Genomic DNA, 24,317 nt, shown 5'->3' with positions numbered 1-24,317 from the left:
AACATCATGTCGACGAAAAGCTGAGGCAATCATCTAATAAATCAGGCGTTTTTTAGCATCCAATCAATTTCTGTTTCTGTTACACGGCGTTCAAACTGAAGTAATTCATCAGATTTGCAGCGGTGATAAACATGGCTGAATCGCTCACCCAAATAACGTTTGAGTTCGGTTTGTTGGTCAAATTCTTGCAGCGCGTCACTTTGGCGGATAGGCAACGGGAACCCTTCCTGCTCCAGACCGTTGCCGGTCACCGGCTCAGGCAGCGGCAAAATGTTGTCTAATCCGTACAGAACACCGGCCAGCACCGTGGCGACCACCAGATACGGGTTGGCGTCAGCGCCTGCTACGCGATACTCCACGCGGTGATTTTTGGCATCGCTGCACGGCACTCGTAGCGCAACGGTACGATTATTGTGGCCCCACGAGGCTTGGGTAGGTACATACATACCGGGCTGGAAGCGGCGGAAGGCGTTGATATTGGGAGCCAATACCGCCATTGAAGCGGGCATCATGGCAATCATTCCTGCCAGCGCTCGTTTCATCAGCGCCGAGTCCTTACCCTCTTCTTCGTTGGAGAACAGGTTTTTGCCGTTGTCGTCCAGAATACTGAGGTGAATATGCATGCCGCTACCGGCGTACTCGTCATAAGGTTTGGCCATAAAGGTGGCGTCCATCTCGTGATTTTCGGCCACCAGGCGCACCAGTCTTTTCAGCGCCAGCGCGTGATCGCAGGCGCTAAGAATATTTTCTGTATGATGCAGATTGACCTCAAATTGACCCGGGGAGGACTCTGCCACGGCGCCATCGGCCGGGAGCCCCTGAATGTGCGCCAGCCGGTCAATGTCGCTCAAGACTGCAGCGAAATGGTCAAGATTATCCAAAGAATAAACCTGATTCTGTATGTTGCGGTCCTGTGTTCCGGGGGTGCAGGGTGGCTGCAATGCGCCCTCTGCATCGCGCTGCCTGTCGAGCAGATAGAACTCCAACTCTACCGCTACCACCGGGAACAGGCCCCGTTGGCGCAATGTTTGCCAGATATGGTTCAACACATTGCGGGGTTCAACGTCAAAGGGAGTGCCATCTTCGTCAAGCATGGTCAACAGCAACTGCCCGATATGTTCGGGGTCGGAGGCGGAAGGTGTCAGCGTGCCGGGGATAGGCAGGCAGATGCGGTCGGGTTCACCCAGCTCTTGGCCGAGACCCGCTTCTTCCACTACGTTTCCTAAAATGTCCATCGCGAAGACGGAAGCCGGGAAATAACAGCCTTTTTCGATTTTTCGAAGCGCAGAGAGAGGGATGCGTTTACCGCGAAAAGTACCATTTAAATCAGTGAGGAGAACATCAACGTGCTGAGTTAGTGGGTGACGCTCCAGGTACTGAGACACTTCATCCTGGAACGCGCTGCTTCGCTTCTCTTCGCCTTGAATCGCGAAGTCTTCAACTTCGATGTTTTGAGTAATCAGGTCAATTGCTTGCATAGGATTTCCGCCGTTTGCATGTGACTGGCGTCTAACACATTACCCTCATGGTAATGTACGCCAACGTTAATTCGCTCTGTTCAATTGCTGTATTCCCGCGATTAAAGGTGCCAAAGAGAAGATAAAAAATCCGTTTAAACCGATCTTAATAATGTAAATGCACTATAAATATAGACTATGTAGGCGACCTTAAGATTGCCGACTTAAAAACCTTAACCTCTGCATACAGCCCTTGCAACTGCAACATCCTATTAACACTTCCGTTTGATCATGCTTCTTCAGGCTGCTAAGTTTTAAAATAAACGGATAAAAAAAAGTCACTTTTGTTGGGCGAAAGCGGAACAATAGGAAGGCTATCAGCATTTTAATCAACTCACAGGGGCGGTAAAATGGACAATATTTCTTTCACTTTAGAAAGCAAAGAAGCGCTGAGCACGTCTGAGGCGGCCTATCGTCCGGTTATCGGCGTCGTAATGTGTGAAAACACTATCGATGAAAACCCGGCGCTGACGGTCCATGAGAAATATCTCGACGCAATCTTTAATGCCGACGGATTCCCTATCGCTCTTCCCCACGAACTGGCCTCGCGTGAAGGCGCCCTCGAAAGTATTCTTTCGCGCGTTGACGGTATTTTTCTTACCGGCAGCCCGAGCAATATTGAACCTCATCTTTATGGGGAAGAAGGCGTCGAGGCGCTGGCTGACCCCGGACGCGACAAGCTGAGCATTGCGCTGATAAAAGCCACGCTGGAGAAAAAAATCCCTCTTTTCGCCGCCTGTCGCGGCATGCAGGAGCTGGTGGTTGCCACAGGTGGCACGTTGTACCGTAAAGTTCACGAACAGCCGGGCTATATGGATCACCGCGAAGACACTCATCTTCCTCACGACAACCAGTATGATCTGGTGCACCCGGTTGAAATCAAACCCGGTGGCCTGCTTTCGGAGCTTTTGCCTGATTATCAACGTTTCGAGGTTAACTCGCTGCACGGTCAGGGGGCAAAACGCTTGGGCGCAAGCCTTACCATTGAGGCCGTGGCGCCGGACAATCTGGTTGAGGCGGTCAGCGTGCGCCACCACCCCTTTGCGCTCGGTGTGCAGTGGCACCCGGAGTGGCATAGCCTGACGGATCCGGTATCCAAAAAGCTTTTTGAAGCCTTTATTGCGGCATGTCGGGAGAGGCATGAGCTTTTGAAAATTTAGAATTTTCATAATTACAGGGCGGCTGCCCTTGACCTGACTTAAGTTTTTTTAGGTCAAGGGCAGCCGCTTTATAAGCGAAGCGTCTGCTATTGATCCCAAAGAACTTATTTGCAATTAAAAGCCTCTTAAAAGCCCTACCTTATAATAATTCCTCCCACCTTATATCCTTAAGTTCGTTGCTTAAATCCCTGTCTGTGATACAAATTTCTGCTTAATTTTTTTTAGTGACGGTTTCACCGGCTAACTATTTTCACCGCTATCAATTCTAATAAGGGTTTCTCACCGTGAGTTCGCCACCGCTTTCTTCACGCCTGGAGATGCGTAATATCTCAATTTCATTTGGCGGCTTTTCTGCGCTGCATCAGGTGGACTTCACGCTCGAAGGGGGCGCGGTGCATGCGCTGGTGGGCGCCAACGGTGCTGGCAAATCTACCCTGATGGCCGTACTTTCAGGGGCTTACAGTCACTACAGCGGCCAGATAATCATTGACGGAAAACCGGTCACGATTTCCCAGCCGCATCACGCGCGTGAACAAGGGATTCATCTGGTGCAGCAGGAGGTCGACATTGCGCTGATCCCCACGCTCAACGTGGCGGAAAACATCATGCTCGACGAGCTTTCAGAAGCCGGGCATCTGCATCACTGGTCGAAAATTTACCAAAGTGCGCAAGAGATTACTCAGCAGCTGGGTCTCAAGATTAACCTTCGTGAGCGCATCGAAAACTGCACGCTGGCCGAGAAACAGCTGATTTTACTGGCGCGCGCGCTGTCGCATCAATGCCGTTTTCTGATCCTCGATGAACCGACCGCCCCGCTCGACCACGCCGAGAGCGAGCGCCTGTTTGCACTGGTGCGTCGCCTGCGTGACGAAGGAATGGCGGTGGTGTTTATCTCCCATCGCATTCATGAACTGCGGGATATCTGCGACCGCATGACCGTGCTGCGCGACGGGCGTCTGGTGAGCGATGACAGCATGCGGGGCCTCACCAATGAGCACATCATCGAAAAGATGATTGGTCACCAGATTAACGATATCTACCCCGCTCGCCGCCCCGCGCACGGCGGTGAAACGCTGCTTAAAATCAAAGGACTGCACGATAAACACAAGCTGCGCGACATCAGCCTCACGCTGCATCGCGGCGAAATCCTCGGTATAGCCGGTCTGGCGGGGGCCGGTAAAACCGAACTCTGTAAGGCGCTGTTCGGAGCGTCACCAAGCCGGGTTGACCACGGCGAGCTCTACGGCAAGGCGTGGAAACCGAGCGAACCGTATCTGTCGGTGGAGCAAGGCATCGCGCTGGTGCCGGAGGAGCGCCGTAAAGAAGGCGTCTTTATCGATGAAGATATCCCCATGAACCTCAGCGTTGCCGCCGACAACAGCTTCTCGACGCTGGGCATATTCAACCGCGCGGCCTCACTGAGCTGGGCCAAAGAGATAATCACCCGTCTGGGGATCCGCGCCTCAGGACCGTTGCAGAAGCTGGCTCGCCTCTCGGGGGGGAATCAGCAGAAGGTCGCAATCGGTAAATGGCTGCGCAGCGAGAGCCAGATCCTTATCTTCGATGAACCGACCAAAGGCGTCGACATTCGCGCCAAGCAGGACGTCTTCAGGCTGATTGATGGACTGGCACAACAGGGAAAAGGCATCATTTATGCTTCGGGCGAGTTCGCCGAACTGGTCGGACTGTGTGACCGAATTTTAGTACTTTGGGATGGTCGCATCGTCGCCGAGCTTAACGCCGCCGACGTCGACGAACAGACCCTTTTAGATTATTCAACCGGAGGAACCCCCGCGTGAGCAACGAACACCCCTTGAACGCGCCGCAACCCTGGCGTCATCATATTTTCGAATTTCTTTATAAGTGGGGAATGTTGCTCACCGTGGTGGCGCTGATCGCACTGTTTGGTCTTTCTTCCAGCAACTTCCTCGAGATGTCGAACATCATCAACATCATGCGATCCATCGCAATAGTGACGGTGATCGCCATCGGCGTATCGCTGTCGCTGTCAGTGGGCGGCTTCGACCTTTCGGTCGGATCGACCGCGTCGCTGGCCAACGCGCTGGTGATCTCGATGTTCGTCTGGCACGGCTTCGGCACCGTTGAGGCGATCGCCATTACGCTGTCGCTGTGCCTGCTGGTAGGGCTGTTCAACGCCTTCCTGATTGTTATCCTCAAAATCCCTGACATGCTGGCCACGCTCGCCAGTCTGTTCGTGATTCAGGGTGCGGCGATGACCTACAGCTTCGGCGGGTCAATCACCGAAAATATGCTGATGCCGAGCGGCGACATGGCCGAAGGCACGGTGCCGGCGGTCTTCAGCCTGCTCGGTCAGGTGCCGGTTATTGTCATCGTGATGCTGGTGGTGACCGTCGCCGTTCAGCTGTTTATGTCGCTGACCAAGCACGGCCGACGTATGTACGCCATCGGCGGCAACCCGCTGGCCGCACGTCTGGCCGGGATCCGCACCGCTCGCTATCGCGTGATTGCCTATCTAATGTCGTCCGTGCTGGCCGGGGCCGGGGGGATTTTGCTCGCTTCGCGCATCGGCTCATCACAGGTTAACGCCGGTGGCGGCTATCTGATGGACGCAGTCGCGGCAGCCTATATCGGCTTCTCGTTGGCCGGTTCAGGCAAGCCAAATGCTCTGGGTACCCTGCTCGGCGCGGTTATCCTCGGCGTGCTGCAAAACGGACTGGTGATGCTCTCGGTGCCTTACTACGCGATGGATATCATTAAGGGACTGGTGCTGGCGATTGCGCTCGCGCTGACCTATATTCAGAAAAGATAGTCAATAAAAAGGCTCCTCACGGCGAGGAGCCTTTTGCAATCAGATAGTTGGCGTAGCCACCAGACCGTCGATCAGAATTTGCGGCGTACCCTGCGAGCAGCGTTCGATACGCCCTCTCACGCCATAGACCTTCGCCAGACTCTCGGCGGTAATCACCTCTTCGGGCTTGCCGTCGGCAATCAGTTGACCGTCTTTGAGCATCAGTACGTTGTCGCCGTGACGCAGCGCGATGTTGATATCATGCACCACAACCACGGTAATAATGTTTCTTTTACGCGTCTCGCGGCGCACCAGGTCCATCACGTGGAACTGGTAATTCAAATCCAACGCGCTCAGGGGTTCATCGAGCAACAGCAGCGAAGGTTGACGAATCAGCGACTGCGCCAGCCCCACCAGCTGCTTTTGACCGCCGGAAAGCTGATCCAGATATCTCAGCGCCAGATGTTCAATACCCAGCAGTTTCAGCAACTCCATCACCTGCGAGGTGGTCTGCGCCTGATGTGCAAAGCCACCCGATGCGCGTTGAGCCACAATGATCGACTCTAAAACGTGCAGATGCACACCCGCCGGCAGCGACTGAGGCAGATACACCACCTGCTCGGCGCGCTTGGCAAACGGCATTTTCATCAGGTCGTGACCGTCGAGAATCATCTCACCCTGCGCACGGTTCAGACCGGCGAGCGAGCGCAGCAGCGTGGATTTACCGCTGCCGTTGGGGCCAAGCAGCACGGTGATTTGTCCACGCGGAAGCTTGGGCACGTTGAGACTGCTTATCACCGCGCGTTTAGGGTAACCGGCGGTAAAGTTACGGATTTGCAGGCCCTGCGCGGCATCTTGACCTTTGCGAGGTTGCAGAGAAATCACATTGTCATCTATAGCAAGGCTCATACCGTCCCTCTATGGCGCAGAATAATGCTCAGGAAGAAAGGTACACCGACCAGCGAGGTCACAATCCCCACCGGAATAATCACGCCCGGCACCAGATTTTTAGAGGCGACAGAGGCCAGAGACAGTACCAGTGCGCCAATCAGTGCGCTGGCAGGCAGATAAAAACGATGGTCTTCGCCGAACATCATGCGCGCAATGTGTGGCGCGACCAGGCCGATAAAGCCGATAGGCCCGACGAACGCCACCGCCAGCGCAGAGAGAATGCTGATGCGCAGTAGCGTGCCGAGACGCAGACGACGCACGTCAATACCGAAGCTTACGGCGCGGTCTTCACCCAGACGCAGCGCGGTCAGTTTCCAGGAACTTTTCATCGACAGCGGCAGCAGAATCACGAAAGCCCCCGCCATGACCGCCAGTTTTATCCAAGTCGCGCGCGCCAGACTGCCCATGGTCCAGAACACCAATCCCTGCAAGGTATCTTCGGAGGCGATAAACTGCATCAGCGAGACCAGTGCGTTAAAGGTAAACACCAGCGCGATACCAAACAGCACCACGCCTGAGCTGGCAACCTGCGTCCAGCGGGTGATACCGTCAAGCATCAGCGCGGCGAGCAGCGCAAAGATAAAGGCGTTGGCCGAGATAAACCACTGGTCGGGAATACCAGGAATACCGATATTCAGGACGATAGCCAGCGCAGCCCCGAAGGCCGCGGCGGAAGAGACGCCTAGAGTGAAGGGGCTTGCCAGCGGGTTATTGAGGATAGTCTGCATCTCTGCGCCCGCCAGGCCCAAAGACATGCCGACCACCACCGCCATCAAGGCGTAAGGCATGCGAATATCCCAGACGATAACGCGAGTCCCCGCGTCTGCCGCCTGAGCATGGAAAATAGTTTGCCACAGCGTATCGAGCGACAGCCCTGCTGGCCCCATCACAAAGTCGAGCACCAGTGAGGCGAAGATAGCGATCACCAGAACCAACATCAGGGAAAGACGACGACGCAGAATGGTTTTGTAGCGTCCCATCACGCTGCCGTCTAACGTTGGCTCGTCACGGTGGCTGGCTACATTGAGGAGAGGATCGGTTGAAGCACTCATGTTTACACTCATTCTCGCTTGGCACTGCGTGGCTAAAAGGGCTAGATAACGCGGGTACAATAGGTAACAGTAATATAAACGATAACTATTATCAATCCAGTATAAAGCGGCCGATGCGCTGTAGCTTAACAAAAAACGGTAAAATTAGCGGCTTAGGGGTAACAAAGCGTAACCCGAAATGACTCCCCTCTCCCGCGCGTTTGGCGAAAGAGGAGAGAGACAGAGGCCGGTGGACAAATCAGCCTCTGTTAAAACGACTATTTAATCTCGGTCTCAGGGAATTCCATGTCCTGATACTTGATGAACTTAGTGCCCCTGGTCAGCTTGTAACCAAACCAAATCACCAGGAACAGCGGGATTCCGATATAGGTCGCCGCAACGCCGTACCAGTCAATTTTAGCCTGCAAGAACGCCTGATAGTTCTGACCTAGCGTGATGATAAGACACAGCACGAAGGCAAAAATCGGTCCCAGCGGGAACAGGCCTGACCGGTAAGGCAGCGCATTGAGGTCACGCCCCTGTGCCACATAGCCGCGACGGAAACGATAATGGCTGATGGCGATACCTAGCCAGGCGATAAAACCGGTCATGCCCGAGGTGTTCAGCAGCCACATATAGACCGACTGATTGCCGTACATCGAACTCAGGAAGCACAGCGCCGCCACCACGGTGGTGGCATACAGTGCGTTGCGCGGCACGCCGCCCTTCGACAGCTTGGCGAACATGCGCGGTGCCTTGCCTTCGGTCGCCAGGTTGTAGAGCATACGGGTTGACGCGTACATGCCCGAGTTACCTGCGGACAGCACCGCCGTCAGGATAACCGCGTTCATCACCGCCGCCGCAGACAGCAGACCGGCATTGCGGAACACCAGCGTAAACGGACTCACGCCGATATCCTTCACGTCGTTACGCAGCAGGCTCGGATCGGTGTAAGGAATGATCAGGCTGATAACCAGAATTGCCAGCACATAGAACAGCAGGATACGCCAGAATACCTGACGCACCGCACGTGGGATGTTCTTGCCCGGATCTTCAGACTCACCTGCTGCCACGCCGATGAGTTCGGTTCCCTGGAAAGAGAAGCCCGCTATCATCGCCACGCCAATCATCGAGGCAAAGCCACCAGCAAACGGCGCATCGCCGATAGTCCAGTTATGCCAGCCCGCGTGCTCGCCACCTTTCATAATACCGAAGATCATCATCACGCCAACGGCGATAAAGACGATAACGGTCAGCACTTTAATCAGGGAGAACCAGTATTCGGCCTCACCAAAACCGCGCACCGAAATATAGTTGAGCAGGAAGATCACGCCGAGGAACAGCGCACTCCAGATCCAACCTGGGGTATGAGGGAACCAATAGTTCATCACCAGCTGTGACGCGACCAGTTCAACGGCAATGGTCACCGCCCAGTTGTACCAGTAGTTCCAGCCGAGTGCGAAACCAAAGCCTTCTTCGACGTATTTTGCGCCGTAAGTAGAGAATGAGCCTGCCACCGGCATAAAGGCCGCCAGTTCACCGAGGCTGGTCATGATGAAGTACACCATCAGACCAATTAACATGTAGGAGAGCAGCGCCCCGCCGGGACCTGCCTGAGAAACCGTTGCACCCGAAGCCACGAATAGCCCCGTACCGATGGAGCCACCAATGGCTATCATGGTGAGGTGACGGGCTTTTAGCTCTCTACGCAGAGTGGGAGCCACCTGCTGATTTTTTGTATGCTGTTGAGCCATCTTTGCCCTATTTCTGCTCGTCATGAGTAATTTTAGGCGCGGATTGTAGCAAAAACTCTCGAGCGAGATAGCAGGAACACCCCATCATAAGAAGGCTTCATAATCGGCCGCCGATTATTAGCAAGACCGTGTTATACCAATTCTTTGCAATAGGTGAGGAAACGCGACAAGGCGTTAGAGATGTGTTTTTGTCGATGGTGAATAAGATAAAGCTTACGCACCAACGGCGGGAGAGGCAGCCTGATTTCGACCAGCGAGCCGCTGCTCAGCTGTTCAGAAATGACGCGGCGCGACAGACAACTAATGCCTATCCCGTGACGTACGGCGTGCTTGATGGCTTCGGAATTACCCAGCTCCATGACCAGATTGAAATCCGGCAGCTGCGACAACAGCAGGTGATCCAATACTTCACGCGTGCCTGACCCACGTTCACGCAGGATCCACGGCGCGGCAGCAAGCATCTCCAGCGTCACGTTTTTACCGGCCAGTGGATTATCCGGCGCGCCGAAGACCACCAGCTCGTCGTCGAGCCAGGACTGAGTAATCAGTTCCGGCATGCGGCACGGACCTTCAATAAGCCCGAGATCAACGCGAAAATCGGCTACCGCATTGATGACGTCGTCGGTATTACCGACGTTTAATTCAAGGGGAGTTTCAGGGAAGTCCAGTCGATAACCGGCAATCATGGCAGGCAACATATAGTTGCCGATGGTGCTGCTGGCACCAATTTTGAGGGAACCGCTGTCGTGACTGAATAAACGTTCGATTTCACTGGCCTGCTCAAGCAGCGCCAACGCTTTCGGATACAGCAAACGTCCGTGCTCGTTGATAACCAAACGCTTACCCACGCGGTCAAAAAGCTTCACTCCCAACTGCCCTTCTATGTCCGCCAGCGCCGCACTGACCGCCGATTGTGATAAAGACAGAACAACAGAGGCCTGGGTGGTTGAGCCACTCTTAAGCACCTCGGAGAAAACTTCCAGTTGACGCAGTGTAATATGCATAGAGTCTCGTTATCTATTATCCGGCCTGCCCGCTGCCCGATAATTTGATTGATTCAAAAGTAAAAAGTGCTCAGCGTCGCATCTGCACCCCTTGGCCGAATCCGCTCCTCCCAATAAAGAGTATAGCTCCATCCGCACCGCCGTGTGCGACAGGCCATTGTTATCATTCTATACCAGTTTTTCAGGTTGGTTATAGGATTATAATCAATTTCATATTTATGCCTGCACTGGATAAGCTTATGCCCAGGTCATCTATGCAGGATAAAATTATGAGCCACGTCTTACCCGAACATCATCGCCAACACCAGGCGCACGGCAATCCACAGCACAAATTCATGCTGCCTTATCCTTTTGGACGCGTTTTACCGGGTTTAGTTCTAACCGCAGCGATTACCGCCCTCGCATTGTGGTTAAGCCATTTTGATTTGCTCAACTCGCTCGGCCTCAGTGCCCTGACGTTGGCCATCGTTATTGGCATGTTGATAGGCAATACCGTTTATCCACTCGCCCGCCCACGCTGCGCCGAAGGCGTCAATCTGGCGAAGCAAAAGCTCCTGCGGCTCGGGATAATCCTCTATGGATTTAAACTCACCTTTACCCAAATTGCCGACGTCGGCGCGTCCGGTGTCATTATTGATTTGCTGACCCTCTCCAGCACCTTTTTACTCGCCTGCTGGCTGGGAAAACGGTTTTTTGGCCTGGACAACGACACCGCGATGCTGATTGGCGCGGGCAGCAGCATCTGCGGCGCAGCGGCGGTGATGGCAACGGAGCCAGTGCTGAAGGCCGATGCGGACAAAGTGACAGTGGCGGTAGCGACGGTGGTGATTTTTGGCACCGCGGCAATTTTCCTCTACCCGTGGCTTTGGCAGCTCAACCTGCACTATCACTGGCTGGAGATAACCGCAAGCCGCTTCGGCATCTATACCGGCTCAACTATCCATGAAGTTGCGCAAGTAGTCGCAGCAGGTCACGGGGTTTCCCCCGACGCAGAAAACGCGGCAGTAATCGCCAAAATGCTCCGTGTCATGATGCTCGCGCCTTTCCTGCTGCTCGTCAGCCTGTGGAAGAGTCGTCGCCAGCCGCAAACGGCCGCGGCTACCGAGGGGAAAAGTCTGTGGTCCGCCATCACACTACCGTGGTTTGCGCTGTGGTTTATTGGCGTGGCAGCCTTCAACACTTTCGGCCTGCTGCCGCAGAGCTGGGTGCATTTTCTGCTGACGCTGGACACGATTCTGCTGGCAATGGCGATGGCAGCGCTGGGGTTAACGACTCATTTCAGCGCGCTGCGTCAGGCCGGAGTCAAACCCCTAATGATGGCGGCTGTGCTGTTTATTTGGCTAATCGTTGGCGGGGCAGGCATCAACCTGTTGGTACAACACCTGCTCTAATGAATAAAAAGCGGGCATTTTCGCAAGACTTTTAACATTTATTGCCTGCCCCCCTGTGCATAAAGCGGTTATCATTCAGAACAACAGGACATAACTAAACAGGGGGTAACATGAAATTTGTAGGGGCACACGTTAGTGCAGCAGGCGGAGTCGATCAGGCAGTCTTGCGGGCACATGAGCTGGAAGCGACTGCATTTGCGCTGTTTACCAAAAATCAACGGCAATGGCGCGCGGCTCCCCTGGCTGAAGATGTTATTGAACGCTTTAGGGCAGCCTGCCAAAAGTACAATTACAGCAGCAACCAAATTCTCCCGCACGACAGCTATCTGATTAACCTGGGCCATCCGGTGACGGAAGCGCTCGAGAAATCCCGCGAAGCCTTCATCGATGAACTCCAGCGTTGCGAACAGCTGGGACTGTCATTGCTGAACTTCCATCCTGGCAGCCATCTGATGCAGATTGATGAAGACAAGTGCCTTGCCACCATCGCCGAGTCTATCAATATTGCTTTGGACAAAACCGAGGGCGTGACGGCAGTTATCGAAAACACCGCCGGTCAGGGCAGCAACCTCGGCTTCCGTTTCGAGCATCTGGCGAAAATTATTGCCGGCGTTGAAGACAAAAGCCGCGTTGGGGTATGCATCGACACCTGCCACGCTTTTGCTGCCGGTTATGACCTGCGCACCCGCGAGGCCTGCGAGCATACCTTTAAAAACTTCGCCGACGTGGTCGGGTTCAAATACCTGCGCGGCATGCACCTGAACGACGCCAAAAGCGAGTTCAACAGCCGGGTTGACCGCCACCACAGCCTCGGCGAAGGCAATATCGGCAAGACCGCCTTCAGCTATATCATGCGTGACTCGCGTTTCGACAACATTCCAATGATCCTCGAAACCGTCGACCCGGAAATTTGGGCCACCGAAATTGCCTGGCTCAAAGCAGAACAGACAGCCGAAGACGACGAAGCCGCCGCCTAATTCTTCTGCCGATCTTCGGCAAGTTTTTCGGCCAGCCTGCGCGTCAACTCGGCCGCAGGCAGTGCTCGGCAAAGTAGCGCACCCTGTCGGGCCCAACGGGGCCCAGTTGGGCAAGTAGCCGTATACGCCCTTCTCTTTTGCCGCCGAGTGCAGAAAAAAAGTCTTCAGGTTTAATGTCGTCCTTTCGATATAATCAGCGTCACGACACGCCCTGTCTCAGGATACGACGATTGGCTCGAAGAAGGGTTGCCAATATCCCCCCCACGGCAATCAGCACAATAAAACCACCTACCGCGGCCATCGAGTTGAAACCAAACTGTTTGTAGAGCAACAACCCCGATATACCGCCAATAAGAAAAGACATTATAGTCACCGCATGGGTAATAAACTGGCTGCGCTGTGCCTTGATTTGTTTCGAAGGGTCGCGGCGCATCAGCGTAGCTATTACCGCGCCCAGGGCGATGCCGGCATCGGTCAGGGTTCCGGTAATATGCGTCGAACGCACGCGCCCGTTGGAGAGCTGGGTTGAGGTGGAATTATGGATCCCCATCAGGAAGCTCAGAAAAACGATAATTTCGTGATTGTTCTTAGACGAGAAAAATAATATTTCAAACAACGAGGTCAAAATTAACATAACGCCCTCGATTAGAAGAATTATGCTGAATATTGTGCGGATATTGTTCTTTATTCCGCCGATCGCAATCAGCCGAGAAAGCATTGCGCCAATCACGAAGGCGCCAATAATAGCCGACAGAAACAGTACGTCGCTTAAATCAGTATTCGATACTTCTGAAGAAAGTTGAGAGGTATTTCCAGACATATGCGAGGGAAAAAAACCGAATGCGCCCAATGCCATGGCATTGAGAATACCGGCCGTCGTTGCCAGCAAAAGAGCCAGATGACGGTCTTCGGTGTGCGTCCTGCCACCCTTTCGTTTTATCAACATATTCAACATGATGGCAACCTCGTTTAACTGTTATTTAATCAGTATATATAACCAAATACCTCAAATAGCCTATTTATTAAAAGTATTGTAAATATTTGTCTTTATTACGGCGAAGCAAAATTCACCTCATGACAAAAACAGCAATAGGACGATTATTATCGTTAAGGGGAAAAATATTAAGTTATAAAATTTCAATAACTAGGAGGATATTTACCCATAAATAGATGACATCATCCTGCTACTCATAAAAATAGCGGCAAAAAAAAGCGCTGCCCGAGAGCAGCGCTTATCATTATAAACGTTTGAAAGCTTAGCTGTTTGCAACGACTTTCGCGGCAATCGCAGCATCAGAACGTTTAAGGATGGCGTAGGCCACACCCGCCAGCACGGTACCGGCCAGAATGGCCACCAGGTACAGCAGAACCGGTGTGATAGCGCCAGGGATGAGCAGCACGAACAGACCACCGTGCGGTGCCATCAATTTTGCACCGAAGGCCATCGACAGTGCCCCCGTCAGCGCTCCCCCAGCGATACAGCAAGGCAGAACGCGCATCGGGTCACGAGCAGCGAAAGGAATCGCCCCTTCAGAGATGAAGCACAGGCCCAGCACCAGCGCCGCCTTACCGCCCTCGCGCTCACCCTGTTCGAACTTATGACGCGCCAGCAAGGTCGCCAGACCCATCGCCAGCGGTGGCACCATACCTGCCGCCATAATGGCCGCCATTGGGGCATAGACCGAGGAACTCAGCAGAGCGACACCAAACGCATAGGCCGCTTTGTTAACTGGCCCACCCATGTCGGTACACATCATCGCGCCGAGGATTGCGCCCAACAGGACCGCATTGGCGGTGCCCAGAGACTGCAACCATGCAGTCAGACCCGCCATGATTTTCGCGACCGGCGTACCCACCACGTAGATCATGATTAGACCGGTTATCAGGCTCGCCACCAGCGGAATGATCAGTATCGGCTTAAGCGCTTCCATACTCTGCGGCAGACGCAGCTTGTTGCTGATAAATTTCGCCACATAACCCGCGAGGAAACCGGCAATGATACCGCCGATGAACCCTGCACCCGTGCTCACCGCCAACATACCGCCGATAAGACCCGGAGTCAGACCCGGACGGTCAGCAATCGAGAAAGCGATAAAACCTGCCAGAACCGGCACCATCAGCGCGAAGGCCGATGCACCACCAATCTGCATGAGCGCAGCGGCCAGCGTGCCTTTAACTTCAAAGGCCTTGATACCAAAGATGAATGACAGAGCGATACACAGCCCTCCCGCCACCACCATCGGCAGCATGTAGGACACACCGGTCAACAAGTGACGATACGGACCGCTGCCAGTCTCTTTTTTCTTGCCGGAAGACGCCTGCCCCTGCTTCTTAGGCTCAAACAGCTCGGCTTCGACCAGTGCCTTGTCTAATTCCTGCTTGGTCTTTTTCAGCGCCAGGCCGGTCGAGGTACGGTACATCTGCTTACCGGCGAACTTCTCGAGGTCAACCTCGATGTCGGCGGCAACGATAACCAAGTCTGCGGCGGCAACTTCTTCAGGGGTGATGGCATTACCGGCACCGACGGAGCCGCGCGTTTCAACCTTCACCCACCAGCCACGTTTTTTCGCTTCACTTTCAATGGCTTCGGCCGCCATAAAGGTGTGCGCCACGCCGGTCGGGCAAGCGGTCACCGCGACGATACGTTTAGGACCGGCAGCAGCAGGTGCCGCAGAGGCCGCGGTTTGCACCGGCGCATGATAGGCTTTAGCTTCGGTGGAAGCGCGCTGCACGAAGGCATCCGGCTCACGCACCGCATCGGCCAGCGATCCCAGATACAGATTCTTACCGTTCAGTCCGGCTTCTGCTGGCACGGCATCGCCCACGGCGAGAACCCATTCGGCTTCAGCGGCGCGAGTGACAAGCTGATGCCCTGACTTTTGCACGGCGGCAGCAAGCATATTTTTTGCAATCTGCGCACTTGCCTGTCCAATCTCTTTGTCTACTATCAGCAGCGTTTTCATTCTTTCTCTCCTGCTGTCAATTAAAAGGTTTCAGATCAACACGTGCCATCATCGCCGCCAACTGTGGACGGGAGCTGACACCAACATTGCTTTGGCTAACGGCCAACGCCGCGACGGCAGTAGCCAGACGCAGGGTATGTTCGCTGGACTCACGCATCAGTAGGCCGTAAATCAGTCCACCGACCATTGAGTCACCGGCCCCTACGGTACTAACGACTTCGCAGGAAGGCGGTTTGGCAATCCATGCACCCGAGGCGTTGACCCACAGCGCGCCCTCTGCGCCAAGGGAGATAACAACGTGAGCGATACCCTGATCGCGCAGCGCGTGAGCGGCTTCGACCACGTCGCTTAAGTCGTTGAGCTTGCGGCCAGCCCAGATTTCTAGCTCGCGGCGGTTAGGCTTAACCAGCCAAGGGGCCGCCTTCAGTCCGGCGACTAGCGCTTCACGGCTGCTGTCGAAAATAATGCACGGGCACTGGGTGCGCAGACGAGCCATCCAGTCGGTGAACGCCTGCGGGTCGACACCCGCGGGCAGGCTGCCGCACACGGCGACCATGTCGAACTGTCCCAGCCAGCTCAGTGAGTCGTTAACAAAACGCTCCCAGTCCTGTGGCGTAACCTCGAAGCCCGAGAAGTTAAAGTCGGTCACTTCGGAGTCTTTTTCGGTCAGTTTGACGTTAATACGCGTGCGGCCTTCGACCACCTGAAAACGGTTGGCGATGCCCAGGCTGCTAAACAGATGCTGAAAACCGTCCTGATTCTCTTTACCCAGGAACCCGCCTACGGTGACGTCGATCCCTAAGTCTTTCAAAACTTTGGCAACGTTGATGCCCTTACCCGCAGCGTGCAGGCCGGCGGTCTGCACCAGATTGACTTCACCGCGTTCTATTTCAGGGGTGTAACCCACCAGATCGTAGGCCGGATTTAAGGTAATAGTTGCTACGCGACGGCTCATGCGCCCTCCCCAAGACCTTCGGAAATCGCTTCACCGATGGATTTCAATGCCACTTCGGCGTCTTCACCGCTGGCGGTAAAGCGCAGGTGGTGCCCTTTTTTAACGCCCAGAGCAACGACCTTCATCAGGCTGCGACCATTGGCAGGTTTGCCGCTACCGTCGAGGTTGGTGACGGTAATCTCGCTGTTAAATTTCTTGATGCAGTTGACCAGCGCCGTCCCCGGACGCGCGTGCAGTCCGTGTTCGTTGCGGATAACGTATTCGGCAGTCAACACCTGGCTCTGCTCTTCCACTTCGCTGGTCAGCAGCGCCAGCACGCCCACGGCATCGGCCTCTAACAGGCGCTCGGCCTTACCGGCTCGAAGCAGATCGCCCAGGTAGTTCAGCAAATCTAAAGGCTTGTCGTCGGCGACGGCCAGCGTCAGCAGCAGGGCCACCTTTTCGCCGTCGCTTTCAAATGCTGTAGCAGGACGGCTCACCGCCGCAGCACTGCCGAGGTTGCCGACAACGCTGTCACTCAGCCAGATGCCCTGTCCAAGATTCAGCGGCTTACGGCTGATAACGTCGCTGACGAAAGAGGTGTCAACCGCGCCAATTTGCTGAAGACGTCCTGCGTTCAGCGCCTGCAGCGTGATAAGGCTGTCGGCGGCAACGTCTACGGCAATAAGTTGAGTATCGAAACGGAATTCGGCCGCGGTTTTTTCGCCCATCAGCAGGCTACGCAGCTCTTCGGCGGAGTCGGTTTTTGCCATTTGCTCGGCGACACTGTCATCGCTGAGCACGTGGGTCAGCTGACGCAGCAAGGCAAGGTGTTCGTCAGAACGGGCGGCGATACCGATGACCACAAACGCCTTCTGTCCTTCGCCCCACTCAATCCCCTGAGGGAACTGGAACACCTGTACGCCGGTGTTCTGGACCAGGTCGCGCGTGTCGGTCGTTCCATGAGGAATGGCGATACCGTTACCCAAATAGGTTGAAGTTTGCAGCTCTCGGGCCAACATTCCGTCAACGTAACCTTCGCTAACGCGACCCGCGGCGGTGAGCGCAGCGGCAACCTGACGGATAGCGTCTTCTTTTGTGCCTGCGGCAGCGCCCAGGTGGATGTCTTGCTGTGACAACTGGAACATAATTCTCCTCTCCTGCCGAAATTGAATCGTTTCAGCTTTATTGAGAAAAAAGGAGCGCTGGCAGGTTATTTTGACTAACCGGACAACGCTGAAACGTTTCGTGCAGTCTCATTCTGCGGCGATTATTTTGCAAGCATTACGCGTTTTGGCATTGCATTTTTATGATGCTACGCACAATTTTCCTTTTTTAAGTTTTAAATTCTTTAGCGACGCATCGAAAAGCTGAAGTATAGCTGACCTCTATGCCTCAGGGTGCTGAAGCTTGCTGGCATTAAAGACAACGTGGCGGCTTTTTAGCATCCTGTGCTGGTTAGCCGACGCGGCCTCTTATTTGCTGATTAAAAGCCGTGTCTATTGTAAAAAACAGGCGTAAAATCCGCGCGATTCGCCTTATCCCCTTCCTTATTATTGTTTTGGTGCAAACCTAAAAAATGACAGTTTCAACCACTACCGCGCGTCGTCTCCGCCTGCCGGACATGACCTCCAGCGCGTTCCTGATTATTGCCTTTCTGACCGGTATCGCCGGTGCACTGCAAACCCCGACGCTGAGCCTGTTTCTGACCACCGAGGTCAAGGTTTCGCCGTTTATGGTTGGGCTATTTTTTACCGGTAGTGCGGTGATGGGGATTTTCGTCAGTCAGTTTCTCGGCGGCTGGTCGGATAAAAAAGGCGATCGCAAAACGCTAATTCTGTTCTGCTGCCTGCTTGGCGCACTGGGCTGCGTACTGTTTGCCTTCAACCGCAGCTACTTCATTCTGCTGCTGGTGGGCGTACTGCTGACCAGTTTTGGTTCCACCGCCAACCCGCAGATGTTTGCGCTTGCCCGCGAGCACGCCGACAAAACCGGGCGTGAAGCGGTGATGTTCAGCTCGATTCTCCGTGCGCAGGTTTCCCTCGCCTGGGTCGTGGGGCCTCCGCTGGCGTTTGCGCTGGCGCTGGGCTTCGGGTTCACCTTTATGTATTGCGCCGCCGCGGTGGCCTTTATTCTGTGCGGGATCATGGTCCGAGCGTTCCTGCCCTCAATGCCGAAAGCGATGCTGACTACCGCCGGTCCACTTGAGGCACCGCGCAACAACCGTCGCGATACGCTGATGCTGTTTATCGCCTGCTCGCTGATGTGGGCGGCCAACAGTATTTATCTGATCAATATGCCGCTGTACGTGGTGAAAGAGCTGCATCTGTCTTCAAAACTCGCCGGTATGCTGATGGGCATCGCCGCATGCCTCGAGATCCCAACCATGTTGGTTGCCGGTTATCTCGCCAGACAGCTGGGTAAGCGTTTGTTGATGCGCTTTGCGGTAATCTGCGGCGTACTGTTTTACGGCAGCCTGATGTTCTTCACCGGTCCCGCCACGCTGATTGCCATCCAGCTGCTCAATGCGCTGTTTATCGGGATTTTGGCCGGTATCGGCATGCTTTACTTCCAGGATTTGATGCCGGGACAGGCGGGTGCAGCTACCACGCTGTTCACCAACTCGACGCGTGCGGGCTGGATCCTGGCCGGGTCGCTGGCGGGATTAGTGGCGCAGTTCGCCAGCTATTACGCGGTGTTTTACGCGGCGCTGGCAATGGTGGTGGTGTCGGTCTTCTGCATCTGGCGCGTCAGGGAAGCCTGGCGGCCATTAAGGCGCGGTGTCGAGCTCGAGCTGTAGCAGATACGTGAAGGCGTCGTCGCGATGGGTAAAACACATGTCGCGACGTGCCTGTAATGCCCCACAAACCTTGGGCCGCAGCGGTGAAGTAAAAATCTTGCAGCGCATCGTTTCATCGAGCTGAACGCAGCGCGTATTGGCGGGTTTACCGTTAGGCATGCCTGGGATCGGGCTGGAAATTGACGGCGCGATACAGCAAGCGCCGCAGTCTGAACGACAGTCCATCGGTAGCTCTCCTCTGGGCTGCAGATTGAATGCGATGTAGGTTGAAACCTAATATCGGCAGACAATAACAGCACGGTGAAATTCCCACCACATAAATCGTCAAAAACCCCTTCAGGCGGCCATTTCATCACTCTTTTTGAGCTACCTACTTGCCTGAAATCACGCGCACGAGTAACGTGTCGCCCATTATCCAAACTTTTTGCAAACAGGTTATTTTTATGGCACGTGCTAACGAAATTAAACGCGGCTTCGTTGTAAATTACGACGGCAAACTGCTGCTGGTTAAAGATATTGATGTACAAAGTCCTAGCGCGCGTGGCGCAAGCACGCTGTATAAAATGCGTTTCTCCGACGTGCGTACCGGCATGAAGGTTGAAGAACGTTTCAAGGGTGATGACATCCTTGATACCGTTACCCTCACCCGTCGTAAAGTGAACTTCTCCTACGTCGACGGCGACGAATACATCTTTATGGATGACGAAGACTACACGCCTTACACCTTCAACAAATCACAGATTGAAGAAGAGCTGCTGTTCATTCCTGAAGGTGGACTGGCAGGTATGCAGGTTCTAACGTTGGACAGCCAGCTGCTGGCGCTCGAAATGCCGCAGACCGTTGAGCTGGAAATCATCGAAACCGCGCCTGGCATCAAAGGCGCTTCAGCCAGCGCCCGCAACAAACCAGCGACCATGAGCACCGGTCTGGTTATTCAGGTACCAGAATATCTGAGCACCGGCGACCGTATTCAGATTCACATCGCCGAACATCGCTATATGGGTCGTGCATAAGGATTGGGTTTCTCCCCGTCTTATAAAAGAGAGCGCTGCGGCGCTCTTTTTTTATGCCGGTATGCGACGACAATGGAACGATGTCCCACGCGCAAAGTTATGATCGATCTCACAAATGCGGCTTAATATTTGGACTTACCAATTTTCATTCCTGTCATATCACTTTACACTGCCAGTACTCATTAACGCCCAAATCAGACCTTGATTGCCTATTAAATCTTCCCCCGCGCGCTTTTGGCCTGACCAATTTAACCTATGCCCGAATGTGATGGAGTCAAAATGAACAAGATTTCCACTAGCCCGTTGCCTGCCAATGTTCAACAGCCGCAGTATGACCGTCGGGCGCTCAAGACCCGTATTGTGCACATCGGCTTCGGTGCTTTTCACCGCGCGCATCAGGCGCTGATGACCGACCGCGTGCTGAACCAGCAAGGCGGTGACTGGGGCATCTGTGAGATATCGCTGTTTGGCCGCGATAACCTGATCAAGGCACTGCGTGAACAAGACCACCTGTTCACCGTGCTGGAGAAGGGGGCACAGGGAAATCAGCCGATCGTCGTTGGCGCGGTTCACGAGTCGATGCACGGCAGGATTGAAGGGATCGACGCGATCGTCGAGAAACTGGCAGAGCCGCAGGTGGCTATCGTGTCATTGACCATTACCGAAAAAGGCTATTGTATCGAACCGGTCAGCGGCAAGCTCGACCTTCAGCATCCGGAGATCGTCAAAGATTTACAGGGCGGACACTCCCCCGCCACCGCGCCTGGCCTGCTGGTTGAGGCGCTGCGCCTGCGTCACCTGCGCGGGCTGCCGGGGTTCAGCATTCTCTCCTGCGATAACATTCCTGAAAACGGCCATGTGGTGAAAAACGCGATTCTTGGCCTGGCGCAGGAGAAGGATCCGGCGCTGGCAAGCTGGATCCACGAGTCTGTCACCTTCCCAAGCACCATGGTAGACCGCATCGTGCCCGCGCTTACCGAAGAGTTTGAAGCCGAAATCAGCCAGTCGCTGGGCGGCATCGGCGATCCATGCGGTATCGCCAGTGAACCCTTCATTCAATGGGTCATCGAAGACAACTTTGTGGCGGGCCGTCCGGCGTGGGAAAAAGTCGGTGCACAGCTGGTTGACGACGTACTGCCGTTTGAGCAGATGAAGCTGCGCATGCTTAACGGCAGTCACTCGTTCCTCGCTTATCTTGGTTATCTGGCGGGATATCAATATATTAACAGCTGCATGGAGGATGAAAACTACCGCCGCGCGGCTTATCGACTGATGCTGAAAGAGCAGGCACCTACGCTCAGCGTGAGTGGAATCGACCTCACGGCCTATGCCGATAGCCTGATCGAACGCTACAGTAACCCGTCACTCAAACACCGCACCTGGCAAATCGCGATGGACGGCACGCAAAAACTGCCGCAGCGCATGCTGGACTCGCTGCGCTGGAATCTGCAACACGGCGGCGAATACGCCTGTCTGGCACTGGGTGTCGCCGGCTGGATGCGCTACGTCAGCGGTGTTGACGACGCCGGGCAACCGATTGATATCAAGGATCCGATGGCGGAAAAGCTGCGCGAGATTGTGGCAGGCAGTCAGGACGGTGAAGAAAGAGTCCGTGCTCTGCTGGCGCTGAAGAGTGTTTTTGGAGAGCCGCTTGCGCGCGATACGTCGGCAATTGAGGCGATAACGGCGGCCTATCTCAGTCTGCAACGTTTGGGGGCTAAAGCCACCGTCGCGAATCTGGTGAAGTAACGCGCTTTGCCCCGCTAGTCGTTAAGGCTGGCGGGGACTGACCGGAAAAGATAGCCGTCGAACGTCGGATCTTCGGCGTCGGAAATCTCCAGCAGTTTGCTTTTCACATTCTCAAGATGCTGCCACATCGCCTGCTTCGCCGCCTTTGGCTCGCGGCGCAGCACTGCTTGCAGGATCTGCTGATGATCGTTAAGCCACAGTTCACTGTAGTTACTCTCCCCAATATGCTGATGCAGCCCCTGCCACATCGGGCTGTGCTTACGCACCTGCCACAGCTCATAGACCATATTCGCCAGCACGCTATTCTGTGAGGCCTGGGCCAGCAGCGTATGAAACAGCTCGTCGGCGCTCTCGTCGATGATACCCTGTGCCACAAAGCTTTTCTCAAGCTCGATGGCGTCACGCATCTTCAGGATATCCGCCTTGGTGGCCTGCACCGCTGCAAATGCCGCGACCTCACTCTCGAGCAGTTGGCGCGCCTGTAACAGCTCGAACGGACCGTAACCGCTGTCAGCACGAGGCGGCTGGACACCTTCTGCCTGTTCGAGCACGTAAACGCCGGACCCTTTGCGCACCTCAACCACTTTCTCCAGCTCGAGCATAATCAGTGCCTCACGCACGACGCTGCGGCTGACGGAAAACCGTTCGGCAATGTCACGTTCGGGGGGAAGCCGGTCGCCGGGCAGATGCTGGCCGGATGCGATTGCGTCACGCAGCTGATGCCCCACTTCCTGATAAAGCCGCATGTTACCCCCCACTTTTCTGAAAATATTGCTCAACAGTATATCACGCGGCCTGAAGGCGTTGCAGTTATGTGAAAATCTGTGAACCTATCGCGAAATCATCGGCTTGCTGCATCGTCCAATGCTGTAGCAGCCGCTGGCGAACGTCGCTCACCAGAGGCTTTTCACCGTCGCGTGGCGGTAAAAGTACAAAGCTGACGTCAGGAAGCGCGGGTAGCCGCGTCGCATCTCGCCACGGCTTAAGCCCCGAGGGTATCGATGAGGCATTGAGGCAGGCAACCCCGAGTCCCGCCAGCAGCGCAGACTGAAGACCCGCCACGCCTGACGCCGAATGCGTAATCGCGAAACTGACGCCGTTCTCCTCAAGCAACTGACGGGTAAACCCCTGCATGGCGCAGCCTGCGGGGAGGGCGAGCAGCGACAGTGGCCTGGCGGGATCCCAGTTGAACCCTTCAGCTGCGACCCAGTGTAAGGGTTCGCGACAGACCTGCGTGCCTTCATGCGCATGTGCCGGAGAAAGAATCTGCATTGAAAGACCAATATCAAAAGGGTCTTCGTCACGCTGGGCGCGGATATCAACACTTTTTTGCACTCTGACGTTCAGCCGCAGGTCTGGATAACGCTCGCGCAGTTTCACCAGCATGGGCGGTATCTCGTTGGGACGAAAGTAATCGGTAATCGCCAAACGCAGTTCGCCGGAAAAGGACACGCCTCGTACCTCATCTAATGCGCGCGCGCTCAGTACCAGCATCTCACGGGCAAAGACCCCTAGACGTTCGCCGCTGGGAGTCGGCGTCACGCCCTTTTTGCCACGCAGCAGCAAGCTTTGGCCGGTGAAATCTTCCAGCTTGCTCAACTGTTCGCTGACCGCAGAGGAAGAGAGATTCAGACGCGGTGCGGCGGCAGAGATGCTGCCAGCCTCAACGACGGTAACGAAAGACCGTAGATGATCGAGATTGAAAGGTCGCATGGGCATCCCTCGGCTTTATTGATGGATATCACCAGATGTTCCTGCTTTTCCGGGCAATCAGCAACGAATATCCTCTTCTGCATCACCCCATCAACCTATCGGAGAACGCTATGCCTGGGATCACGCTGCAACTTTCGGGTCATGAAGACCCTCAACTCGCCCACCGTCTGGCCAACGCGCTAACAAAATTAACCTGCCGGATACTCGATAAACGCCCGGAGCAGACGATGGTTATTGTGCGCTTTGTGCCTGCCGAACTTTGGTTTATTAACGGTCAGTCATTGCAGGCGCTAGCGCGTCACTCCTTTAGGCTGGAGGTAACCGTCACCGACGAGACCAATACCCGTGCACAAAAGGCGCAGTATCACCAAGAGGTCTATGCCCTGCTGGCAGAAACGTTGGGCGAACTGCATGAGCATTCGAATATTCATATCATCGATTGCCGTGCGGGCGCTTACGGCTATGGCGGAGTGACGCAGGAGTTTCGTTATCAGCATAATGAGTCGTTTTGTAGTTAAAAGAGCTTTCCGGTGGTCATAGAGCTTTAACAGGCTGGATTTTATCTTGCTGGAGGGGCATCTTATTGCGCA

General features: G+C 54.7%; 21 protein-coding genes. 9 read left to right on the top strand and 12 right to left on the bottom strand.

All coding sequences use genetic code 11. The features are described from left to right. Positions 1-41 precede the first annotated feature (41 nt). Positions 42-1,478 (bottom strand): glutamine synthetase family protein, encoded by a 1,437-nt coding sequence (locus O1V65_RS02785; RefSeq protein ID WP_017493355.1) that lies wholly within the window; start codon positions 1,476-1,478, stop codon positions 42-44. Between the two features lie 389 nt (positions 1,479-1,867). On the opposite strand from O1V65_RS02785, the gene puuD reads away from it, so the two are divergent. The 3 genes from puuD (at position 1,868) to O1V65_RS02770 (ending at position 5,468) form a co-directional block, all read left to right on the top strand. Further along, complete coding sequence (puuD, locus tag O1V65_RS02780) at positions 1,868-2,677, top strand: gamma-glutamyl-gamma-aminobutyrate hydrolase (protein ID WP_017493354.1); 810 nt, start codon at positions 1,868-1,870, stop codon at positions 2,675-2,677. Positions 2,678-2,994: 317 nt separating this feature from the next. Next, complete coding sequence (locus O1V65_RS02775) at positions 2,995-4,476, top strand: sugar ABC transporter ATP-binding protein (protein WP_269130502.1); 1,482 nt, start codon at positions 2,995-2,997, stop codon at positions 4,474-4,476. Beyond that, positions 4,473-5,468, top strand: coding sequence for an ABC transporter permease (locus O1V65_RS02770; RefSeq protein ID WP_017493352.1), 996 nt, complete (start codon positions 4,473-4,475; stop codon positions 5,466-5,468). The genes O1V65_RS02775 and O1V65_RS02770 overlap by 4 nt, the downstream gene beginning before the upstream one ends. Before the next feature lie 39 nt (positions 5,469-5,507). Here the strand turns inward: O1V65_RS02770 and O1V65_RS02765 are convergent, their stop codons facing one another. The 4 genes from O1V65_RS02765 to yieE all read right to left on the bottom strand — a co-directional run bounded on the left by O1V65_RS02765 (position 5,508) and on the right by yieE (position 10,187). After that, complete coding sequence (locus O1V65_RS02765) at positions 5,508-6,356, bottom strand: ABC transporter ATP-binding protein (RefSeq protein WP_017493351.1); 849 nt, start codon at positions 6,354-6,356, stop codon at positions 5,508-5,510. After that, complete coding sequence (locus tag O1V65_RS02760; RefSeq protein WP_084912289.1) at positions 6,353-7,450, bottom strand: FecCD family ABC transporter permease; 1,098 nt, start codon at positions 7,448-7,450, stop codon at positions 6,353-6,355. The genes O1V65_RS02765 and O1V65_RS02760 overlap by 4 nt, the downstream gene beginning before the upstream one ends. A 257-nt stretch (positions 7,451-7,707) precedes the next feature. Then, positions 7,708-9,183, bottom strand: a complete 1,476-nt coding sequence (locus O1V65_RS02755) for an amino acid permease (protein ID WP_017493350.1) — start codon at positions 9,181-9,183, stop codon at positions 7,708-7,710. 131 nt (positions 9,184-9,314) lie between these two features. Beyond that, positions 9,315-10,187, bottom strand: a complete 873-nt coding sequence (yieE, locus tag O1V65_RS02750) for a DNA-binding transcriptional regulator YeiE (RefSeq protein ID WP_017493349.1) — start codon at positions 10,185-10,187, stop codon at positions 9,315-9,317. 335 nt (positions 10,188-10,522) lie between these two features. Here yieE and O1V65_RS02745 point away from each other — a divergent pair, with 335 nt between their 5' ends. Then, a complete protein-coding gene (locus tag O1V65_RS02745; protein ID WP_269130501.1) occupies positions 10,523-11,578 on the top strand; it encodes a YeiH family protein in 1,056 nt (351 codons plus the stop codon). 110 nt (positions 11,579-11,688) lie between these two features. Beyond that, entirely contained in the window at positions 11,689-12,555 is an 867-nt protein-coding gene (gene nfo, locus O1V65_RS02740; RefSeq protein WP_269130138.1) for a deoxyribonuclease IV, read from the top strand. A 199-nt stretch (positions 12,556-12,754) separates the two neighbouring features. On the opposite strand, the gene O1V65_RS02735 is transcribed toward nfo, so the two are convergent. The 4 genes from O1V65_RS02735 to fruB all read right to left on the bottom strand — a co-directional run bounded on the left by O1V65_RS02735 (position 12,755) and on the right by fruB (position 17,600). After that, positions 12,755-13,510: a YoaK family protein gene (locus O1V65_RS02735; RefSeq protein ID WP_017492244.1), complete on the bottom strand. Its 756-nt coding sequence runs from the start codon at positions 13,508-13,510 to the stop codon at positions 12,755-12,757. A 301-nt stretch (positions 13,511-13,811) separates the two neighbouring features. Next, on the bottom strand, positions 13,812-15,518 hold the full coding sequence (gene fruA, locus O1V65_RS02730; RefSeq protein ID WP_017492245.1) for a PTS fructose transporter subunit IIBC: 1,707 nt from the start codon (positions 15,516-15,518) through the stop codon (positions 13,812-13,814). Between the two features lie 16 nt (positions 15,519-15,534). Further along, positions 15,535-16,473, bottom strand: coding sequence for a 1-phosphofructokinase (gene fruK, locus O1V65_RS02725; protein ID WP_017492246.1), 939 nt, complete (start codon positions 16,471-16,473; stop codon positions 15,535-15,537). Then, a complete protein-coding gene (fruB, locus tag O1V65_RS02720) occupies positions 16,470-17,600 on the bottom strand; it encodes a fused PTS fructose transporter subunit IIA/HPr protein (protein WP_017492247.1) in 1,131 nt (376 codons plus the stop codon). The genes fruK and fruB overlap by 4 nt, the downstream gene beginning before the upstream one ends. A 431-nt stretch (positions 17,601-18,031) precedes the next feature. On the opposite strand from fruB, the gene O1V65_RS02715 reads away from it, so the two are divergent. Beyond that, the gene (locus tag O1V65_RS02715) at positions 18,032-19,252 is read left to right on the top strand and encodes a sugar efflux transporter (RefSeq protein ID WP_269130137.1); all 1,221 of its coding nucleotides are present in this window, start codon (positions 18,032-18,034) and stop codon (positions 19,250-19,252) included. Here O1V65_RS02715 and O1V65_RS02710 read toward each other — a convergent pair. Continuing rightward, positions 19,223-19,477: a YkgJ family cysteine cluster protein gene (locus O1V65_RS02710; RefSeq protein ID WP_017492249.1), complete on the bottom strand. Its 255-nt coding sequence runs from the start codon at positions 19,475-19,477 to the stop codon at positions 19,223-19,225. The genes O1V65_RS02715 and O1V65_RS02710 overlap by 30 nt on opposite strands. Positions 19,478-19,695: 218 nt before the next feature. Here O1V65_RS02710 and yeiP point away from each other — a divergent pair, with 218 nt between their 5' ends. Continuing rightward, entirely contained in the window at positions 19,696-20,265 is a 570-nt protein-coding gene (gene yeiP, locus O1V65_RS02705) for an elongation factor P-like protein YeiP (protein ID WP_026110577.1), read from the top strand. Between the two features lie 279 nt (positions 20,266-20,544). Further along, a complete protein-coding gene (locus O1V65_RS02700) occupies positions 20,545-22,014 on the top strand; it encodes a mannitol dehydrogenase family protein (RefSeq protein WP_269130136.1) in 1,470 nt (489 codons plus the stop codon). 14 nt (positions 22,015-22,028) lie between these two features. Here O1V65_RS02700 and O1V65_RS02695 read toward each other — a convergent pair whose 3' ends face one another. Both O1V65_RS02695 and O1V65_RS02690 read right to left on the bottom strand, forming a co-directional pair. Then, a complete protein-coding gene (locus O1V65_RS02695; RefSeq protein ID WP_017492251.1) occupies positions 22,029-22,760 on the bottom strand; it encodes a GntR family transcriptional regulator in 732 nt (243 codons plus the stop codon). Between the two features lie 64 nt (positions 22,761-22,824). Continuing rightward, positions 22,825-23,727 carry a LysR family transcriptional regulator gene (locus O1V65_RS02690; RefSeq protein WP_051040077.1) on the bottom strand — a complete coding sequence of 301 codons (903 nt, stop codon included), beginning with the start codon at positions 23,725-23,727 and terminating at the stop codon, positions 22,825-22,827. A 35-nt stretch (positions 23,728-23,762) separates the two neighbouring features. On the opposite strand from O1V65_RS02690, the gene O1V65_RS02685 reads away from it, so the two are divergent. Beyond that, positions 23,763-24,245 carry a tautomerase family protein gene (locus O1V65_RS02685; RefSeq protein WP_017492253.1) on the top strand — a complete coding sequence of 161 codons (483 nt, stop codon included), beginning with the start codon at positions 23,763-23,765 and terminating at the stop codon, positions 24,243-24,245. Positions 24,246-24,317: the final 72 nt, after the last annotated feature.

Source organism: Rouxiella badensis, from assembly GCF_026967515.2.
Taxonomy (GTDB): domain Bacteria; phylum Pseudomonadota; class Gammaproteobacteria; order Enterobacterales; family Enterobacteriaceae; genus Rouxiella; species Rouxiella badensis.
The sequence above is the reverse complement of the archived record's forward strand: the minus strand, read 5'-3'. Positions and strand labels throughout refer to the sequence as shown.

Coding starts and splice junctions, on each gene's coding strand:
- O1V65_RS02785 (WP_017493355.1), bottom strand. CDS start 1,478: ATGCAAGCAATTGACCTGATTACTCAAAACATCGAAGTTGAAGACTTC.
- puuD (WP_017493354.1), top strand. CDS start 1,868: ATGGACAATATTTCTTTCACTTTAGAAAGCAAAGAAGCGCTGAGCACG.
- O1V65_RS02775 (WP_269130502.1), top strand. CDS start 2,995: ATGCGTAATATCTCAATTTCATTTGGCGGCTTTTCTGCGCTGCATCAG.
- O1V65_RS02765 (WP_017493351.1), bottom strand. CDS start 6,356: ATGAGCCTTGCTATAGATGACAATGTGATTTCTCTGCAACCTCGCAAA.
- O1V65_RS02760 (WP_084912289.1), bottom strand. CDS start 7,450: ATGAGTGCTTCAACCGATCCTCTCCTCAATGTAGCCAGCCACCGTGAC.
- O1V65_RS02755 (WP_017493350.1), bottom strand. CDS start 9,183: ATGGCTCAACAGCATACAAAAAATCAGCAGGTGGCTCCCACTCTGCGT.
- yieE (WP_017493349.1), bottom strand. CDS start 10,187: ATGCATATTACACTGCGTCAACTGGAAGTTTTCTCCGAGGTGCTTAAG.
- O1V65_RS02745 (WP_269130501.1), top strand. CDS start 10,523: ATGCTGCCTTATCCTTTTGGACGCGTTTTACCGGGTTTAGTTCTAACC.
- nfo (WP_269130138.1), top strand. CDS start 11,689: ATGAAATTTGTAGGGGCACACGTTAGTGCAGCAGGCGGAGTCGATCAG.
- O1V65_RS02735 (WP_017492244.1), bottom strand. CDS start 13,510: ATGTTGAATATGTTGATAAAACGAAAGGGTGGCAGGACGCACACCGAA.
- fruA (WP_017492245.1), bottom strand. CDS start 15,518: ATGAAAACGCTGCTGATAGTAGACAAAGAGATTGGACAGGCAAGTGCG.
- fruK (WP_017492246.1), bottom strand. CDS start 16,473: ATGAGCCGTCGCGTAGCAACTATTACCTTAAATCCGGCCTACGATCTG.
- fruB (WP_017492247.1), bottom strand. CDS start 17,600: ATGTTCCAGTTGTCACAGCAAGACATCCACCTGGGCGCTGCCGCAGGC.
- O1V65_RS02715 (WP_269130137.1), top strand. CDS start 18,032: ATGACAGTTTCAACCACTACCGCGCGTCGTCTCCGCCTGCCGGACATG.
- O1V65_RS02710 (WP_017492249.1), bottom strand. CDS start 19,477: ATGGACTGTCGTTCAGACTGCGGCGCTTGCTGTATCGCGCCGTCAATT.
- yeiP (WP_026110577.1), top strand. CDS start 19,696: ATGGCACGTGCTAACGAAATTAAACGCGGCTTCGTTGTAAATTACGAC.
- O1V65_RS02700 (WP_269130136.1), top strand. CDS start 20,545: ATGAACAAGATTTCCACTAGCCCGTTGCCTGCCAATGTTCAACAGCCG.
- O1V65_RS02695 (WP_017492251.1), bottom strand. CDS start 22,760: ATGCGGCTTTATCAGGAAGTGGGGCATCAGCTGCGTGACGCAATCGCA.
- O1V65_RS02690 (WP_051040077.1), bottom strand. CDS start 23,727: ATGCGACCTTTCAATCTCGATCATCTACGGTCTTTCGTTACCGTCGTT.
- O1V65_RS02685 (WP_017492253.1), top strand. CDS start 23,763: ATGTTCCTGCTTTTCCGGGCAATCAGCAACGAATATCCTCTTCTGCAT.